At 72.8% G+C, this 15,909-nt stretch carries 14 protein-coding genes and 1 pseudogene; 6 read left to right on the plus strand and 9 right to left on the minus strand.

Annotation, left to right across the window (positions count from 1 at the left end):
- Nucleotides 1-26 precede the first annotated feature (26 nt).
- The 6 genes and pseudogenes from sucB to cobU form a co-directional block, all read right to left on the minus strand.
- Nucleotides 27-1,775 carry a 2-oxoglutarate dehydrogenase, E2 component, dihydrolipoamide succinyltransferase gene (sucB, locus tag AC0B61_RS19790; RefSeq protein WP_471741997.1) on the minus strand — a complete coding sequence of 583 codons (1,749 nt, stop codon included), beginning with the start codon at nucleotides 1,773-1,775 and terminating at the stop codon, nucleotides 27-29.
- 80 nt (nucleotides 1,776-1,855) lie between these two features.
- A complete protein-coding gene (gene lpdA / locus AC0B61_RS19795) occupies nucleotides 1,856-3,262 on the minus strand; it encodes a dihydrolipoyl dehydrogenase (RefSeq protein WP_471741998.1) in 1,407 nt (468 codons plus the stop codon).
- A 402-nt stretch (nucleotides 3,263-3,664) separates the two neighbouring features.
- Nucleotides 3,665-5,167 carry a leucyl aminopeptidase gene (locus tag AC0B61_RS19800; protein WP_471741999.1) on the minus strand — a complete coding sequence of 501 codons (1,503 nt, stop codon included), beginning with the start codon at nucleotides 5,165-5,167 and terminating at the stop codon, nucleotides 3,665-3,667.
- Nucleotides 5,168-5,424: 257 nt separating this feature from the next.
- Nucleotides 5,425-6,216 (minus strand): adenosylcobinamide-GDP ribazoletransferase, encoded by a 792-nt coding sequence (locus AC0B61_RS19805; RefSeq protein ID WP_471742000.1) that lies wholly within the window; start codon nucleotides 6,214-6,216, stop codon nucleotides 5,425-5,427.
- A gap of 89 nt (nucleotides 6,217-6,305) precedes the next feature.
- The gene (locus AC0B61_RS19810) at nucleotides 6,306-7,421 is read right to left on the minus strand and encodes a nicotinate-nucleotide--dimethylbenzimidazole phosphoribosyltransferase (protein WP_471742001.1); all 1,116 of its coding nucleotides are present in this window, start codon (nucleotides 7,419-7,421) and stop codon (nucleotides 6,306-6,308) included.
- Between the two features lie 28 nt (nucleotides 7,422-7,449).
- Nucleotides 7,450-8,025: pseudogene (gene cobU / locus AC0B61_RS19815) on the minus strand (bifunctional adenosylcobinamide kinase/adenosylcobinamide-phosphate guanylyltransferase); the annotation flags it as partial.
- A gap of 106 nt (nucleotides 8,026-8,131) precedes the next feature.
- On the opposite strand from cobU, the gene AC0B61_RS19820 reads away from it, so the two are divergent.
- Nucleotides 8,132-8,332 (plus strand): hypothetical protein, encoded by a 201-nt coding sequence (locus AC0B61_RS19820; RefSeq protein ID WP_471742002.1) that lies wholly within the window; start codon nucleotides 8,132-8,134, stop codon nucleotides 8,330-8,332.
- 21 nt (nucleotides 8,333-8,353) lie between these two features.
- Here the strand turns inward: AC0B61_RS19820 and AC0B61_RS19825 are convergent, their stop codons facing one another.
- A complete protein-coding gene (locus AC0B61_RS19825) occupies nucleotides 8,354-9,094 on the minus strand; it encodes a methyltransferase domain-containing protein (protein WP_471742185.1) in 741 nt (246 codons plus the stop codon).
- Between the two features lie 158 nt (nucleotides 9,095-9,252).
- A complete protein-coding gene (locus tag AC0B61_RS19830) occupies nucleotides 9,253-9,852 on the minus strand; it encodes a DUF3043 domain-containing protein (protein WP_471742003.1) in 600 nt (199 codons plus the stop codon).
- A gap of 301 nt (nucleotides 9,853-10,153) precedes the next feature.
- Here AC0B61_RS19830 and AC0B61_RS19835 point away from each other — a divergent pair, with 301 nt between their 5' ends.
- The gene (locus AC0B61_RS19835; protein ID WP_471742004.1) at nucleotides 10,154-10,957 is read left to right on the plus strand and encodes a PspA/IM30 family protein; all 804 of its coding nucleotides are present in this window, start codon (nucleotides 10,154-10,156) and stop codon (nucleotides 10,955-10,957) included.
- Nucleotides 10,958-10,994: 37 nt separating this feature from the next.
- Nucleotides 10,995-11,288, plus strand: coding sequence for a PspA-associated protein PspAA (gene pspAA / locus AC0B61_RS19840; RefSeq protein WP_471742005.1), 294 nt, complete (start codon nucleotides 10,995-10,997; stop codon nucleotides 11,286-11,288).
- 99 nt (nucleotides 11,289-11,387) lie between these two features.
- Here the strand turns inward: pspAA and nadA are convergent, their stop codons facing one another.
- A complete protein-coding gene (gene nadA, locus AC0B61_RS19845) occupies nucleotides 11,388-12,572 on the minus strand; it encodes a quinolinate synthase NadA (RefSeq protein ID WP_471742006.1) in 1,185 nt (394 codons plus the stop codon).
- A gap of 218 nt (nucleotides 12,573-12,790) precedes the next feature.
- Between nadA and AC0B61_RS19850 the strand changes: the two genes are divergently transcribed.
- The 3 genes from AC0B61_RS19850 (at nucleotide 12,791) to AC0B61_RS19860 (ending at nucleotide 15,896) form a co-directional block, all read left to right on the plus strand.
- Nucleotides 12,791-13,714: an NADP-dependent oxidoreductase gene (locus AC0B61_RS19850; RefSeq protein ID WP_471742007.1), complete on the plus strand. Its 924-nt coding sequence runs from the start codon at nucleotides 12,791-12,793 to the stop codon at nucleotides 13,712-13,714.
- A gap of 138 nt (nucleotides 13,715-13,852) precedes the next feature.
- A complete protein-coding gene (locus tag AC0B61_RS19855) occupies nucleotides 13,853-14,317 on the plus strand; it encodes an Lrp/AsnC family transcriptional regulator (RefSeq protein ID WP_400472216.1) in 465 nt (154 codons plus the stop codon).
- Between the two features lie 211 nt (nucleotides 14,318-14,528).
- Nucleotides 14,529-15,896: a pyridoxal phosphate-dependent decarboxylase family protein gene (locus AC0B61_RS19860; protein ID WP_471742008.1), complete on the plus strand. Its 1,368-nt coding sequence runs from the start codon at nucleotides 14,529-14,531 to the stop codon at nucleotides 15,894-15,896.
- The last annotated feature ends 13 nt before the right edge of the window (nucleotides 15,897-15,909 follow it).

The raw sequence follows: 15,909 nt of genomic DNA on the forward strand, positions 1-15,909 counted from the left end.
GGGGTTCCGCAGGGACCGTGGAGGGGTCAGAGGCCGAGCTCGACCTCGAACTCGCCGGCCTCCAGGATCTCCTTGACCGCGACCAGGTAGCGGGCGGCGTCGGCGCCGTCCACCAGGCGGTGGTCGTAGGAGAGCGACAGGTAGGTCATGTCGCGGATGCCGATGGCGGTGCCGCCGTCGGCCTCGATGACCACCGGGCGCTTGACGGTGGCGCCGATGCCCAGGATGGCGACCTGGTTCGGCGGCACGATCACGGTGTCGAACAGCGCACCGCGCGAGCCGGTGTTGCTGATGGTGAAGGTCGCACCGGACAGCTCGTCCGGGGTGATCTTGCTGTTGCGGACCTTGGTGGCCAGCTCGGCGGTCTTCTTCGAGATGCCGGCGATGTTGAGGTCGCCCGCACCCTTGATGACCGGGGTCATCAGACCCTTCTCAGAGTCCACCGCGATACCGATGTTCTCGGTGTCGAAGTAGGTGACGGTGCCCTCGGCCTCGTTGATCCGGGCGTTGATGACCGCGTGGGCCTTCAGCGCCTGGGCGGCGGCCTTGACGAAGAACGGCATCGGGGACAGCTTCACGCCCTCGCGGGCGAGGAAGGAGTCCTTGGCCTTGCCGCGCAGCGACATGATCCTGGTGACGTCGACCTCGACCACGCTGGTCAGCTGGGCCTGCTCGTGCAGGGCCTTCAGCATGTTGTCGCCGATGACCTTGCGCATGCGGCTCATCTTGACCGTCTGGCCGCGCAGGGCGGACGGCGCGGCGGCGGCCTTCGGCGCGGCGGCCGGGGCGGCAGCGGCGACGGGGGCCGGAGCGGCCTTGGCGGCCTCCGCGGCGGCGAGGACGTCCTGCTTGCGGATGCGGCCGCCGACGCCGGTGCCGGCGACGGAGGTCAGCGCGACGCCGTGCTCGGCGGCGAGCTTGCGCACCAGCGGGGTGACGTAGGCGTCACCGCTGTCGGCAGCCGGGGCGGCCGGGGCGGCGGCGACCGGGGCCGGAGCGGCAACCGGAGCCGGAGCCGGGGCCGGAGCGGCGGGGGTAGCGGCGGGGGCCGGGGCAGCGACCGGAGCCGGGGCAGCGGCCGGAGCGGGAGCCGGGGCAGCGGCCGGAGCCGGGGCCGGAGCAGCCGGGGCAGCCGGAGCGGCGGCGACCGAACCCGCGGCGCCGATCAGCGCGAGCTGGGCGCCGACCTCGGCGGTCTCGTCCTCGCCGACCAGGATCTTCACCACGGTGCCGGCGACGGGCGACGGGATCTCGGTGTCGACCTTGTCGGTGGAGACCTCGAGCAGCGGCTCGTCGACCTCGACCGTCTCGCCCTCGGCCTTCAGCCAGCGGGTGACGGTGCCCTCGGTGACGGACTCGCCCAGGGCGGGCAGCAGCACCGGGGTGGCGTCGCCGGCCGGAGCAGCCGGAGCAGCCGGAGCCGCAGGGGCCTCGGCAGCCGGGGCCGGAGCGGCGGCGGGGGCCTCCGCGACCGGGGCCGGAGCAGCGGCGGGCGCGGCCTCGGCGGCCGGGGCCGGAGCGGCAGCCGGGGCACCGGAGCCGTCGTCGATGATCGCCAGCTCGGCGCCGACCTCGACGGTCTCGTCCTCGGCGACCTTGATCGAGGAGAGGATGCCGGAGACCGGGGCCGGGATCTCGGTGTCGACCTTGTCGGTCGACACTTCGAGCAGCGGCTCGTCGACCTCGACACGCTCACCCTCGGCCTTCAGCCAGCGGGTGACGGTGCCCTCGGAAACGCTCTCGCCCAGCGCGGGCAGTGTTACTGAGACCGCCATGGTTTCAGCGACTCCTATCACGTCTTGCGTACGGAAGTACTTGCGTACGGGAAGTACCGGAAAAGGGGGGTGGGGCGCGATCAGTCGTGCGCGTGCAGCGGCTTGCCGGCCAGCGCCAGGTGCGCCTCGCCCAGGGCCTCGGACTGGGTCGGGTGCGCGTGGATGAGCTGCGCGACCTCGGCCGGCAGAGCCTCCCAGTTGTAGATCAGCTGGGCCTCTCCGACCTGCTCGCCCATGCGGGCGCCGACCATGTGGACGCCGACCACGGCGCCGTCCTTGACCTGGACGAGCTTGATCTCGCCGGCGGTCTTCAGGATCTTGCTCTTGCCGTTGCCGGCCAGGTTGTACTTGAGGGTGACGACCTTCTCCTTGCCGTACAGCTCGACGGCCTTGGCCTCGGAGATGCCGACGGAGGCCACCTCGGGGTTGGAGTAGGTCACGCGCGGGACACCGTCGTAGTCGATCGGCACCGGCTTGAGGCCGGCCAGGCGCTCGGCGACCAGGATGCCCTCGGCGAAGCCGACGTGGGCGAGCTGGAGGGTCGGGGCGAGGTCGCCGACGGCGGAGATGGTGGGCACGTTGGTGCGCATGTACTCGTCGACCAGGACGTAGCCGCGGTCCATCGCGACGCCGTTCTCCTCGTAGCCGAGGCCGGACGAGACCGGGCCGCGGCCGATGGCGACGAGCAGCAGGTCGGCGTCGATCTGCTTGCCGTTCTCGGTGGAGACGCGGACACCGGACTCGGTGTACTCGACGCCGGAGAAGCGGGCCTTCAGCTCGAACTTGATGCCGCGCTTGCGGAACGCGCGCTCCAGCAGCTTGGAGGAGTTCTCGTCCTCCAGCGGCACGAGGTGCGGCAGCGCCTCGACGATGGTCACCTCGACGCCGAAGGACTTCCAGACGGAGGCGAACTCGACGCCGATGACGCCGCCGCCGAGGATGACGGCCGACTTCGGGATGCGGTCGAGCTTGAGGGCGTGGTCCGAGGAGATCACGCGGTTGCCGTCGATCTCCAGACCCGGGATCGAGCGCGGCACGGAACCGGTGGCCAAGACGATGTGCCGGCCTTCGATGCGCTGGCCGTTGACGTCCACCGAGGTCTGCGAGGAGAGCTTGCCCTCGCCCTGGATGAAGGTCACCTTGCGGGAGGCCACCAGGCCCTGCAGGCCCTTGTACAGGCCGGCGATGACGTCGTCCTTGTACTTGTGGACGCCGTTGATGTCGATGCCCTGGAAGGTGGCCAGAACGCCGAACTCGGCGGCCTCCTTCGTCTCGTCCGCGATCTCGGCGGCGTGCAGCAGTGCCTTGGTCGGGATGCAGCCGCGGTGCAGGCAGGTGCCGCCGAGCTCACCCTTCTCGACCAGGGCGACGCTCAGGCCCAGCTGAGCGGCGCGGAGCGCCGCGGCGTAACCGCCGCTTCCGCCTCCGAGAATGACTACGTCGAAAACGGTGCTGGCGTCGTTCGCCACGTCACGTCCTCCATGCATGGGGTGGGTCGCCGGGCCGGTCGCGGTCCGGTGGGTCGGAAGCCTTTGTGGGGCGCCCAGTCGTGCCGGAAATACATCTTCGCACTTGTTCGCGGTGGCTGATGTCCGGGCCCACCCCAGGGGTGTGCCGCGGAGTGGTCACCGGGGCGGGAATGGCCTCGACGGAAGGGCATCATCGCAGCTCAGAGCGGTGTTGACAGCCGCCGGACGGGCGTCTTCCGGGCCGTCCGGCGCACACTCTTCCGCAGTGTGGAACAAAGTTTCGCCCGCAGCGAACAGGGCTGCGCCGCGACGCCCCGCCCTACTCGCAGGTAACACGCGGGTGACCCGCAGCTGACAGGGGCCGGAACGCCGACGGGGCCCGGCGCGCACGCGCCGGACCCCGTCGCAGCGGGCGCCTGATCAGGCCTTGCCGTTCGCCGTCCGCTCGGCGAAGCGGACCAGGGTGCGCACCGCGCTCGCGGTGCCGCCCTTCGGGGTGTAGCCGAACGGCGCGCCCTCGTGGAACGCCGGGCCGGCGATGTCCAGGTGCGCCCAGTCGATGCCCTCGGCCACGAACTCCTTCAGGAACAGGCCGGCCACCAGGCCGCCGCCCATCCGCTCGCCCATGTTGGCCAGGTCGGCGATGGTCGACTCGGTCATGCCCTTGCGCAGGTCGGCCGGCAGCGGCATCGGCCAGGACTGCTCGCCCACCTCGCCCGCGACGGCGTGCAGGTCGTCGCGCAGCTCGTCGCTGTTGGACATCACACCGAAGGTGCGGTTGCCCAGGGCCATCACCATGGCGCCGGTCAGGGTGGCCACGTCGACGATGACGTCCGGGTTCTCCTCGCCGGCCCGCACGATCGCGTCGGCCAGCACCAGGCGGCCCTCGGCGTCGGTGTTCAGCACCTCGACGGTCTTGCCGCCGTACATCCGCAGCACGTCGCCCGGGCGGGTGGCGGAGCCGGACGGCATGTTCTCGGCCAGCGCCAGCCAGCCGGTCACGTTGACGGCCAGGCCCAGGCGCTTGGCGGCCACCACGGCGGCGAACACGGCGGCGGCGCCGGCCATGTCGCACTTCATGGTCTCGTTGTGGCCGGCCGGCTTCAGCGAGATGCCGCCCGAGTCGTAGGTGATGCCCTTGCCGATGAACGCCAGGGTGGCCTTGGCCTTCGGGTGGGTGTAGGCCACCTTCACCAGGCGGGGCGGGTTCTCCGAGCCGTTGCCGACGCCCAGCAGGCCGCCGAAGCCGCCCTTGGTCAGCGCCTTCTCGTCGAGCACCTCGACCTTGAGGCCGTGCTCCTTGCCGGCCGCCTGGACGATCGCGGCGAAGCTCTTCGGGTTCAGGTCGTTCGGCGCGGTGTTGACCAGGTCGCGGGCCCGGTTCATCTCCTCGCCGATGGCGGCGGCCCGCTCCACGGCGGCCTTGGCGTCCTTGCTGCCCTTGCGGGGGGCCAGCACCAGCAGCTCGCCGACCGGCGCCTTGCCGTTGCCGTTGCCCTTGTACGTGCCGAAGGAGTACGAGCCGAGCAGGCCGCCCAGCGCGACCGCCTCGACCTCCTCCGCGGACTCGGCCGGCAGGGCCAGCGCGACCTTCTTGGCACCGGCCAGGGTGCGGGCGGCGACACCGGCCGCGCGGCGCAGCGTCTCCAGGCCGTGGCCCTCCTCGCCGGCCTCGCCGAGACCGACCGCGAGCACGAGCGCGGCCTTCAGACCGGCGGGGGAGGGGACCTTCACGGCCTCGCCCTCGGCGCCGGTCGCGCCCAGGGTGCCGAGGACCTCGGCCAGCTTGCCCTCGAACGCCTCGTTCGCGGCCTCGGCGCCGGGGGCCAGCACGATCCCCTTCGGGCCCTTCGCGACACCGACCACCAGGGCGTCCGCGCGCAGCGAAGCGGCGGAGGAGGTGCTCACAGACAATGCAGTCACGTAATGCGTCCTGTTCTTTCGCGGTCCACGGCCGGTCGCGGCGAGGCTGCCGCACCGGCGCAGCCCGCCGTCGCAGGCCGTCCGCCGACGGGCCTGCGGGTCCGGGCCCCCTGGCTGCGCGCACCCGCCGGAGCGGACGCGCGCACCAGAGGCCCCGGCTCCTCGGTACGCGCCGGGCGGGCAGGACCTGCCACGGTGCAGGGCTGCGGTGCTCCACGCATGGTAGTCCGCATGGTGGGATCACGCGCCGCCCGGTATCAGCCGAGCAACGCCAGGGCGAACAGCGTGCCGGTCGCGGCGGTCTCGGCCATCGCCCCGAGCACGTCCCCGGTGATCCCGCCGAGCCGCCGGACGCACCGCCCCAGCAGCAGCCGGGCGCAGCCCGCCCCGAGCACAACCGCCAGCGGCAGGCGAAGGGCTGACCATCCGTCGAACAGTCCGAGCGCGGCCAGGATGAGTGCCGAGCCGGCCGTCCCCGCGGCCGCCCCGGCGGGTGTCACGGTGCCCGCCACCATCGCGCCCAGCCCGCCCGGCCGGGCGGCCGGCACCGACCGCAGGCAGCCCCAGGCGAGCGCGCACCGGGCGGCCGTCGCCGAGGCGAGCACCGCGAGGGCGCCGCGCAGCGTCGAGTGCCCGAACTGCCCGGCCAGCGCGGCGATCTGGGCCAGCAGCACGAGGACGAGGGCGAGGACGCCGAAGGGGCCGATGTCGGACTGCTTCATGATGCGCAGCGCGTCCTCGGCCGGCTTCCCGCTGCCCAGGCCGTCGGCGACGTCCGCCAGGCCGTCCAGGTGCAGCCCCCGGGTCAGCCCGGCGAGCACCGCCACCGCCGCCACCGCCCCGAGCAGGCCGCCGCCCCGCCAGGCCACCAGCGCTCCCGCGCCGGCCGCCGCGGCCCCCAGCGCCAGCCCCACCGCGGGAGCCGTCACCATCGCCCGCGACCCCGCCGCCCGGTCCCACCGGTGGACCCGCACCCGCAGCACGGACAGGGTGCCGAACCCGAACCGCAGCCCGTCCTCCCAGGTGGCCCGATCACCGGGGTCCGCCATCGCCCTCACTCCTCAACCGCACCGCTGAACCGCACCGCGAAGCAACCCGCGGGCCGCCGGTCGCGCCGGGCCCGCCGCAGACGGCCCGCCTACAGCTTCCGCAGCAGGTCCGCCGCCGAGGGCAGCCTCGGCTGCTCCTTCGGCGCCGCCGGCACGTACGGCGTCGGCGCCTCGTCCGCGAGCGCGTCGCCCGCCGCCTGCAGCAGCGGCAGCGCCAGCAGCGCGCCGACGCCCTCGCCCATGGTGATCCCCTGGTCCTGCAGCGGCGTCAGGGTCAGCCGGTCGTACGCCTTCGCCTGCGCCGGCTCGCCGCTGGACTGCCCGGCCCGCCACCACTCCGGGGCCCGGAAGGCGATCCGCTGCGCGACCAGGGCGCAGGCCGCGGCGACCACGCCGTCCAGGACCACCGGCAGCCGTCGTACGGCCGCCTGCAACAGGAAACCGGTGATCGCCGCGAAGTCGGCCCCGCCGGTGGCGCCGAGCAGTGCCAGCTGGTCGCCGAGCACCGGCCGGGCCCGCCGCAGCGAGTCCCGGATGGTGGCGCACTTGACCATCCACACCCGGTCGTCGATCCCCGAGCCGCGCCCGGTGACGGCCGCGGCGTCCGTGCCGCACAGCGCGCCGACCAGGACGCCGGCCACCGTGGTGGAGCCGACCCCGAGGTCGCCGAGCAGGACCAGGTCGGTGCCGGCGTCGGCCTCCTCGTCGGCGACGGCCATGCCGGCCCGGAAGGCCCGGGCGGTCTCCTCCGGGGTGAGCGCGTCCTCGACGTCGATCCGTCCGGAGCCGCGCCGGATCCGGTGGGCGACCACGTCGTCCGGGAAGTCGGCCGGGTCGGTGTCCACCGCGACGTCGACGACCCGCACCTCCGCGCCGTAGCGCGCGGCCAGCCGGGCCACCGGCGCGGTGCCGTCCAGCACGGCCCGCACCCGGGCCGCGGTGCCGCCCTCGGCGGGCATCCGGGAGACGCCGAGCGCGGCCACGCCGTGGTCGGCGGCGAACAGCAGCACCTTGGGCGCGGAGACCGGCCGCACCGGGGAGCGCCCCTGTACGGAGGCCAGCCAACTGCCCAGCTCCTCCAGCTTGCCGAGCCCGCCGCGCGGTCGGTCGGCGGCCTGCCAGCGTTCGTCGGCGGCCCGCCGGGCGCTCTCGTCGGGGCGCTCGACGAGCGAGGAGAACGTATCGAGATCCACGGTCGTGTCCATCGTCCGGAAGGCTACACGCCGAAGGTGTTCAGCCCGCGGCTGGCTTGACGTCCGGCTTGATGGTCAGCACCTGCCCGGCCACCACCAGCAGGACGCGCTCGGAGGCGTCCGCCACGGCCATGTTGAGCCGGCCCAGGGTGTCGCGGAAGCGGCGCCCGGCGGCGGTGGCCGGGACGACTCCCATGCCGACCTCGTTGCTCACCGCGACGACGGTCCGGCCGGTGGCCGCCCAGGCCGTCGCCAGCGCCTCGCAGCGCCGCTGCACGGCGGCCTCGGCCCGGTCCGCCCAGGCGTCGTCGTCCCAGGCGTCGCACTCGTCCATCACCGCGGTCAGCCACAGCGCCAGACAGTCGATCAGCACCGGCGCGGGGTCGGCGCGGTCGGCCAGTACGGCCTCCAGGTCGCAGCTCTCGGCGGTGCGCCAGCTCGCCGGCCGCCGCTCGCGGTGCAGGGCGACCCGCTGGGCCCACTCGGCGTCGCCGTCCCGGGTGCCGCCGGTGGCCACGTACAGGACGTCCGGGTGGTCGGCGAGCAGCTGTTCGGCCCGGGTGGACTTGCCGGAACGGGCGCCGCCGAGCAGCAGCGTGCGGGGGAGCGGGGGGTGGGTCGCCATGCCGCCCATCCTGCCCGACCAGGCATACGGAAGATCGGGCCGGGCAGGCTAAGGTGCGCAGCAACACAGGCAGTGTCGTCAGTGGGAGGAGCCGGGCATGGCGTGGACGTGGCGGTACGAGAAGGCGGACGGCAGCGCGGTGACGCCCAGCGGCAGCCAGGAGGAGTTCGCCGGCCAGGGGGACGCCGAGACCTGGATCGGCGAGAGCTGGAAGCAGCTCGCGGAGGACGGCGTCGACACGGCGGTGCTGCTGGAGGACGACCGGGTCGTCTACGCGATGAGCCTGCACGAGGAGTAGCCCCGGCGGCTGCGCCCTCCCCTACTTCGCCCCGACGACGTGCAGCAGCGCGGCGACCTGCCGGTACGGGTCGGTGCGGCCGGCCCGGTCCTCGGCCTCCAGCAGTTGGGCCAGCTGCCGCCCGTCGACCGGCGGGGCCGCGTCGTCGGGGGCGTTGTCGGTGAAGACCCGCACGCCGTACCAGTGCCGGACCGGCACCGCCACCTCGGAGAGGGTGACGGAGAGGTCGGCGAGCCGGTCGGCCCGGGCGGCCAGTCCGAGCCGGTTGTAGTAGCGGTCGCTCTCGAAGGCGTGCAGGGCGGCCCGCCAGTCACCGGTGGCGGCGGGCCGCAGGGCGAGCGCGTCCCGGTTGCGGACCAGCAGCGAGAGCAGCCCGCCGGGTGCCAGCAGCCGGGCCAGCGAGGCGATCATCGGGTCCGGGTCGGGCAGGTACATCAGGACGCCGTGGCAGAGCACCACGTCGAAGCTGCGCGGGCCGAACCAGCGCCCGCACTGGTGGCCGTCGCCGCTGAGCAGCTGCAGTCGGCCGCGGACCTCCGGCGGCTCCTCGGCGAGCGCCCCCTGGGCGACGCCGAGCGAGACCGGGTCCGAGTCGAGCCCGGTGACGTAGTGGCCGGCCCGGGCCAGGCGCAGCGCCTGGGTGCCCTGGCCGCAGCCGATGTCGAGGACGCGCTGGGCGCTGCGGCCGGTCAGCTGTTCGGCGAGCTGACGGGCGACGAGCTCCTGGCGGACGAAGTTGCGCAGTCCGCCGAGCCGCTCCAGCCAGGCGCCGGTGCCGCCGGCGAAGGATCCGCTGCGGGAGGGCAGCCGGCGTTCCTGGCCCAGCCGGTCGTGGCCGCCGGCGCCCTGTCCCGGGAGCGCGTACAGGCCGGGCCCCTCCCAGGAAGGCGGGGCCCAGCCGGAGTCGACCGGTTCGGCGGTCAGGGCTTCTCTCCGCGCCGCACCTGCGGCTTGGGCAGGCGCAGCCGGCGCATCTGCAGGGTGCGCATGATGCCGTAGGCGATCGTGCCGCGGGTGTTCTCGTTCGGGAAGCGCTCGGCGAGCTGCTTGCGCAGGCCGAAGCCGAGGCGGACGAAGTCGAGGATCACCAGGACGAAGAACAGCAGGAACAGCAGCGTGGAGAGCGCCTGCACGCTCGACACCTTGATGATGCTGAGCACCAGGATGACCACGGCGGCCGGGAGGAAGAACTCGGCGAGCGACCAGCGGGCGTCCACGTAGTTGCGGGCGAACCTGCGCACCGGTCCCTTGTCGCGGGCCGGCAGGTGGCGCTCGTCGCCGTCCACCAGCGCCTGGCGCTGCTTCTCGCGTTCGCTGCGCATCCGGTCGCGGGCCTGGCGGGCGGCCTCCTTGCGGTCCTTGGGCACCGTCACCCTGGTACGCCGGCCGGCCTGGGCCTCGCTGCGCTTGGGGGTGGGGCGGCCCTTCTTGGCCTGCGGGTGGCGGCCCTGGGTCATCTCGTCCTGCTTCTCCAGCACGGTGGCGGAGGCGGCGGCATCATCTGAACGGCGTCGGAACACACCCCCAGCGTACGGGGTGCGGCGGGGCTTCCACGGGCGACCTCGGAACCGAAGGCATATCGATACCGCGGGGCGGTCGTCCGACCCGGGATTCCCGGGGGCTTCCCGTAGGGGATCGATCGGATGGACGATGGGGGGGATGAGAGGCGGATCCACCCCGGGGAGGACGAAACGCCGCCGGTCGCTGTAGCAGTCTTGTTGCAGGCAGGTGCACTGCGGCGACGGGCTCGCTGCACATACACTCGTCGTGTCTGGTAACGAGATAGAGACCGCAGGCCGGAGAAGGGGGCACCCGAGGCCCATGAGCGACGGAATCATGAAGCGTATGGGGCTGATCTTCCGCTCCAAGGCGAACAAGGCCTTGGATCGGGCGGAGGATCCGCGTGAGACGCTTGACTACTCCTACCAGAAGCAGCTCGAACTGCTGCAGAAGGTACGGCGTGGTGTCGCGGACGTCGCGACCTCGCGCAAGCGCCTCGAACTCCAGCTGACCCAGCTCCAGCAGCAGTCGGCCAAGTACGAGGACCAGGGCCGCAAGGCGCTGTCGCTCGGCCGGGAGGATCTCGCGCGCGAGGCGCTGACCCGCAAGGCGAACATGCAGTCCCAGATCACCGATCTGGAGACGCAGTACCAGCAGTTGCAGGCCGAGGAGGAGAAGCTCACCCTCGCCTCCCAGCGGCTGCAGGCCAAGGTGGACGCCTTCCGTACCAAGAAGGAGACCATCAAGGCGACCTACACCGCCGCCCAGGCGCAGACCCGCATCGCCGAGTCGTTCTCGGGCATCTCGGAGGAGATGGGCGACGTCGGCCTGGCCATCCAGCGGGCTGAGGACAAGACGGCGCAGATGCAGGCCCGGGCCGGCGCGATCGACGAGCTGCTCGCCTCGGGCGCGCTCGACGACGCCAGTGGTCTCGGCCGCAAGGACGACATCGAGGCCGAGCTGGAGCGGGTCGCCGGCGGGTCCGACGTCGAGCTGGAGCTCGCCCGGATGAAGGCCGAGCTGTCGGGCGGCCCCTCGTCCGGCCCGGCCGCGATCGAGCAGGGCAAGCCGGAGGCCCAGCCGCAGCCGCAGCAGGACACTCCGCGCATCAACTACAACAAGTGATCTGAGCTCGACCCCACGAACCAGGGAGACGCACGGCATGATCATGAGGGTCATGGGTGAGGGGCAGTACGAGGTGGGCGAGGCCCATCTGAACCTGCTCAACGAGCTCGACGCCGAGCTCGTCGCCGCAGTGGACTCGGGGGACGACGAGCTCTTCCGCCAGGCCTACGGCAAGCTGCTGGACGCGGTGAAGCAGTACGGCACCCCGGTGCCGCTGGATTCGCTGGAGCCGTCCGAGCTGATCCTGCCGAGCGCCGACGCGTCGATCGACGAGGTCCGCGAACTGCTGATGGCCGAAGGCGAGGGCGTGATCCCGGGCTTCCCGGAGTGACGTCATGACGCCGTGACGCTGCGGCTGCTGCCAGACGAAAGGGCGGGCCCTCTCCGGTGGGAGAGGCCCGCCCTCAGTCGTACGGTGCCGGGGCTACGGCTACGGCAGGGCCAGCATCCGGTCCAGCGCGGCCTTGGCGTACTTCTCGGTCTCCGGGTCGACGGTGATCACGTTCGGCACCCGGCCGTCGACCAGCGACTCCAGCGCCCAGACCAGGTGCGGCAGGTCGATCCGGTTCATGGTCGAGCAGAAGCAGACAGCACGGTCCAGGAAGACGATCTCCTTGTCCGGGTGCGCCTTGGCCAGTCGGCGGACGAGGTTCAGCTCGGTGCCGATGGCCCACTTGGAGCCGGGCTCGGCGGCGTCCAGTGCCTTGATGATGTACTCGGTCGAGCCCACCAGGTCGGCGGCCGCGACGACCTCGTGCCGGCACTCGGGGTGCACCAGGACGGTCACGCCGGGGATCCGCTCACGGACGTCGTTCACCGAGTCCAGGCTGAACCGGCCGTGCACCGAGCAGTGGCCGCGCCAGAGGATCATCTTGGCGTTCCGCAGCTGCTCGGCGGTCAGGCCGCCGTTCGGCCGGTGCGGGTTGTAGACGACGCAGTCGTCCAGCGAGAGGCCCAGGTCGCGCACCGCGGTGTTGCGGCCGAGGTGCTGGTCGGGCAGGAAGAGCACCTTCTGGCCCTGCTCGAACGCCCACTCCAGCGCGCGCTTGGCGTTGGAGGAGGTGCAGATGGTGCCGCCGTGCCGGCCGGTGAAGGCCTTGATGTCGGCGGAGGAGTTCATGTACGAGACCGGGACGGTCACGTCGGCTACGCCGGCGTCGGTCAGCACGTCCCAGCACTCGGCGACCTGCTCGGCGGTGGCCATGTCGGCCATCGAGCAGCCGGCCGCGAGGTCCGGCAGGATGACCTGCTGGGCGTCGCCGGTGAGGATGTCGGCGGACTCGGCCATGAAGTGCACGCCGCAGAAGACGATGTACTCGGCCTCGGGGCGGGCCGCCGCGTCGCGGGCGAGCTTGAAGGAGTCGCCGGTGACGTCGGCGAACTCGATCACCTCGTCGCGCTGGTAGTGGTGGCCGAGGATGAAGACGCGGTCTCCGAGTGCGGCCTTGGCCGCTCGGGCGCGCTCGACGAGGTGGGGGTCGGAGGCCGGGGGGAGGTCACCGGGGCACTCGACGCCGCGCTCGCTGTTCGGGTCGGCCTCGCGGCCGAGCAGCAGCAGAGCGAGCGGCGTCGGAGTGGGGTCGACGCCGGAGGTCTCGGTGATGGTGGTGGTCACGGGCGAGTGCCCTTCTGTGCGGCCGAGCGAGCGGTGAAGCCTTTTCGTCTAACTGACGCTATCTATCATAACCGGTCGCCGCCGCAGTGACGATGGCCATCCTGTCGATGTGACGAGAACCGCTTGCCGAATCGGACCCTCGCGAGCGCGATTGACCGATTTGAGGGGACCTGGCGTAGCCGAATCGATACTTCGAAGCCGCCGGGTATGGCTGGGCCATGAAAGCAATCGCGATCAACCGCTACGGCGGCCCCGAGGTGGTCGAGTACACCGATCTGCCCGACCCCAAGGTCGGCCCGGACTCGGTGCTGGTGGAAGTCCGGGCGGCGGGGGTGAACCCGGTGGACTGGAAGGTCCGGGACGGCGCCCTGGACGGCCTGCTCGACGCGCACTTCCCGCTGGTCCTGGGCTGGGACGTGGCCGGCGTGGTCCGCGCGGTCGGCGGCGGGGTCACCGAGTTCGCCCCGGGCGACGAGGTGTACGGCTGCGTCCGCAAGGACGCCGTCGAGCACGGCACCTACGCCGAGCTGGTCTCCGCCCCGGTCCGCACCCTCGCCCGCAAGCCGGCCGCGCTGGACTGGGCCCAGTCCGGCGGCCTGCCACTGGCCGGGCTCACCGCCCTGCAGGGCCTGCGGGCGCTGCGGCTGACCGCGGGGGAGACCGTCCTGGTGCACGCCGCGGCGGGCGGGGTCGGCCATCTGGCCGTGCAGCTGGCCCGGGCCTTCGGCGCCCGGGTGATCGGCACCGCGGCCGAGCGCAACCACGACTACCTGCGCGGCCTGGGCGCCGAGCCGGTCGGCTACGGCGAGGGCCTGGCCGACCGGGTCCGCGCGCTCGCCCCCGACGGGGTGGACGCGGCCCTCGACCTGGTCGGCCGCGGCGCCGTCCAGGTCTCGGCGGGCCTGGTGGCCGACCCGGGCCGGATCGCCTCGGTCACCGACTTCGGGGTCAAGGCCCTCGGCGGCCGGTACGTCTGGGTCCGCCCGGACGCCCAGGGCCTCGCCGAGCTGGCCGCCCTCGCCGACGACGGCCGGCTGACCGTCACCGTCGCCTCCACCTTCCCGCTGGCCCAGGCCGCATCCGCCCAGGCGCTCAGCGCGGAGGGGCGCACCCGGGGCAAGATCGTCCTGCTCGTGGACTGACGGTCGCCCGCCCGTCATCCATCGGCGGTGAACTCGCCCAGGTCATCCGCCAGAATGGTGGCGAACCGTTTCGGCACTGGTGGCCATCGCCAGGACGCCCCGCCGAACCCCGCGTACGACCCGTGGAGCCCCGCACCGATGACCAGCAGCCGAGCGCACGAGGTGGTCGGGGCCGACCTGGACGAGACCGACCGGCTCCTCCTCGCCCGCCTCGGCCGCGACGGCCGCGCCTCGTACGCCGAGATCGGCCTGCAGGTGAACCTCTCCGCCACCGCCGTGCGCCGCCGGATCGACCGGCTCCGGGCGCGCGGCGTGGTGCGGGGCTTCACCGTGGTGCTGGACCCGTCCGTCCTCGGCTGGCAGACCGAGGCCTTCGTCGAGGTCTACTGCCGCGAGCGCACCGCCCCCGAGGAGATCCTCGCCAGCCTGCGCCAGTTCCCCGAGGTGGTCGCCGCCTGGACGGTCACCGGCGACCCGGACGCCCTGGTCCACCTGAGAGCCGCCGACATGCGCCACCTGGAGGCCGTCATCGAGCGCATCCGACGCGAGCCCGGCGTCCAGCGCAGCCGCTCCTCGGTGGTCCTCTCCCAGCTCATCGGCTGACCTCCCAGCCGTACGCAGCCGTACGCAGGAAACCTGCGCGGGCACGTCCGAAGACGCTCGAAACCTGCCTGACCAGCCGTGTTCCGACGCGCGGCGAAGCACTCCGGCTGCCTACGCTGATCACGTCCGGTCATCGCGGTGAAGACTCCCCGCCGACCGGGCCGGATCCCCACCCCGCCACCCCACACCCCACAGCCGAGAGGGACCAGCCGTGTCCGCAGCCCCCGACCGCATGCACCGGCCCGACAACGAACTCGTCGACCTGGTTTTCGACTACATGCGGGAGCGGCTGCAGTACGACCCCGTCCCGCTCGACCACCCCGGTGACGGCGAGCACCTGCGCACCCAGCTGTCCGGCCTGCTGAACCAGGACGGCAACAACCCGGTCGACGTGCTCAAGCTCTACGACCACGAGCTGTCCCGCGCCGTCATCTCCGCCGACAGCCCGCGCTACCTGTCCTTCATCCCGTGCGCCCCGACCAAGGCCGCGCTGCTGTTCGACATGGTCGTCTCCTGCGCCTCGCTGCAGGGCATCTCCTGGCTGGAGGCGGCCGGCGCGATCGCCGCCGAGAACCAGGTGCTGCGCCTGATCGCCGACCGCGCGCGCATGCCCGAGACGGCCGGCGGCACCTTCGTCTCCGGCGGCTCGGCGGGCAACCTGTCCGCCCTCGTGGTCGCCCGCGACACCGCCCGCCGCCGCCTCGGCGTCGGTCCGGAGGCCCGGCTGCGGATCGCCGTCGCCGACCAGGTGCACTCCTCGGTCAAGAACACCTTCAACATCATCGGCGTCGAGGCCTTCAAGGTCCCGACCGTCAACCGGCAGTTCACCGGCGAGGCCCTGCGCGCCGCGCTCGCCGCCGACCCGAACCCCGAGACGGTGATCGCCGTCGTCGGCACCGCCGGCACCACCAACGAGGGCATCATCGACGACCTCGCGGGCCTGGCCGAGGTCGCCCGCGAGCGCGGGCTGTGGTTCCACGTGGACGGCGCCTACGGCGGCGCGGGCCTCTTCGCCCCCTCGGTGCGCGAGCGCTACAACGGCATCGAGCACGCCGACTCCTTCGTGGTCGACCCGCACAAGTGGCTGTTCGCCCCCTTCGACTGCGCCGCGCTGGTCTACCGCAACCCGCAGCTCGCCCGCGCCGTGCACACCCAGGACGCCTCCTACCTGGACGTCCTGCACACCGAGGGCGACGAGTGGAACCCCACCGACTACGCCTACCACCTGACCCGGCGCGCCCGCGGCCTGCCGCTCTGGTTCTCGCTGGCCGTGCACGGCGTCCAGGCCTACACCGACGCCATCGAGGCCGGCCTCACCCTCGCCCGGGACACCGCCCGGCTGATCCGCGAGAGCGACTACCTGGAGCTGCTGTTCGACCCGCAGCTCTCGGCGGTCTGCTTCAAGCGCAAGGGCTGGACCAACGACGACTACTACCGCTGGTCGCAGCAGCTGCTCGCGGACCAGATCGGCTTCGTCACCCCCACCGGCTGGGACGGCGAGACCGTCGCCCGCTTCGCCTTCCTGCACCCGGGCACCACCATGGAGATGGTCAGGGAGATCCTAGACACCATGGCCTGAGCCGCGACCGCCC

Source organism: Kitasatospora sp. NPDC023385 (assembly GCF_055664045.1).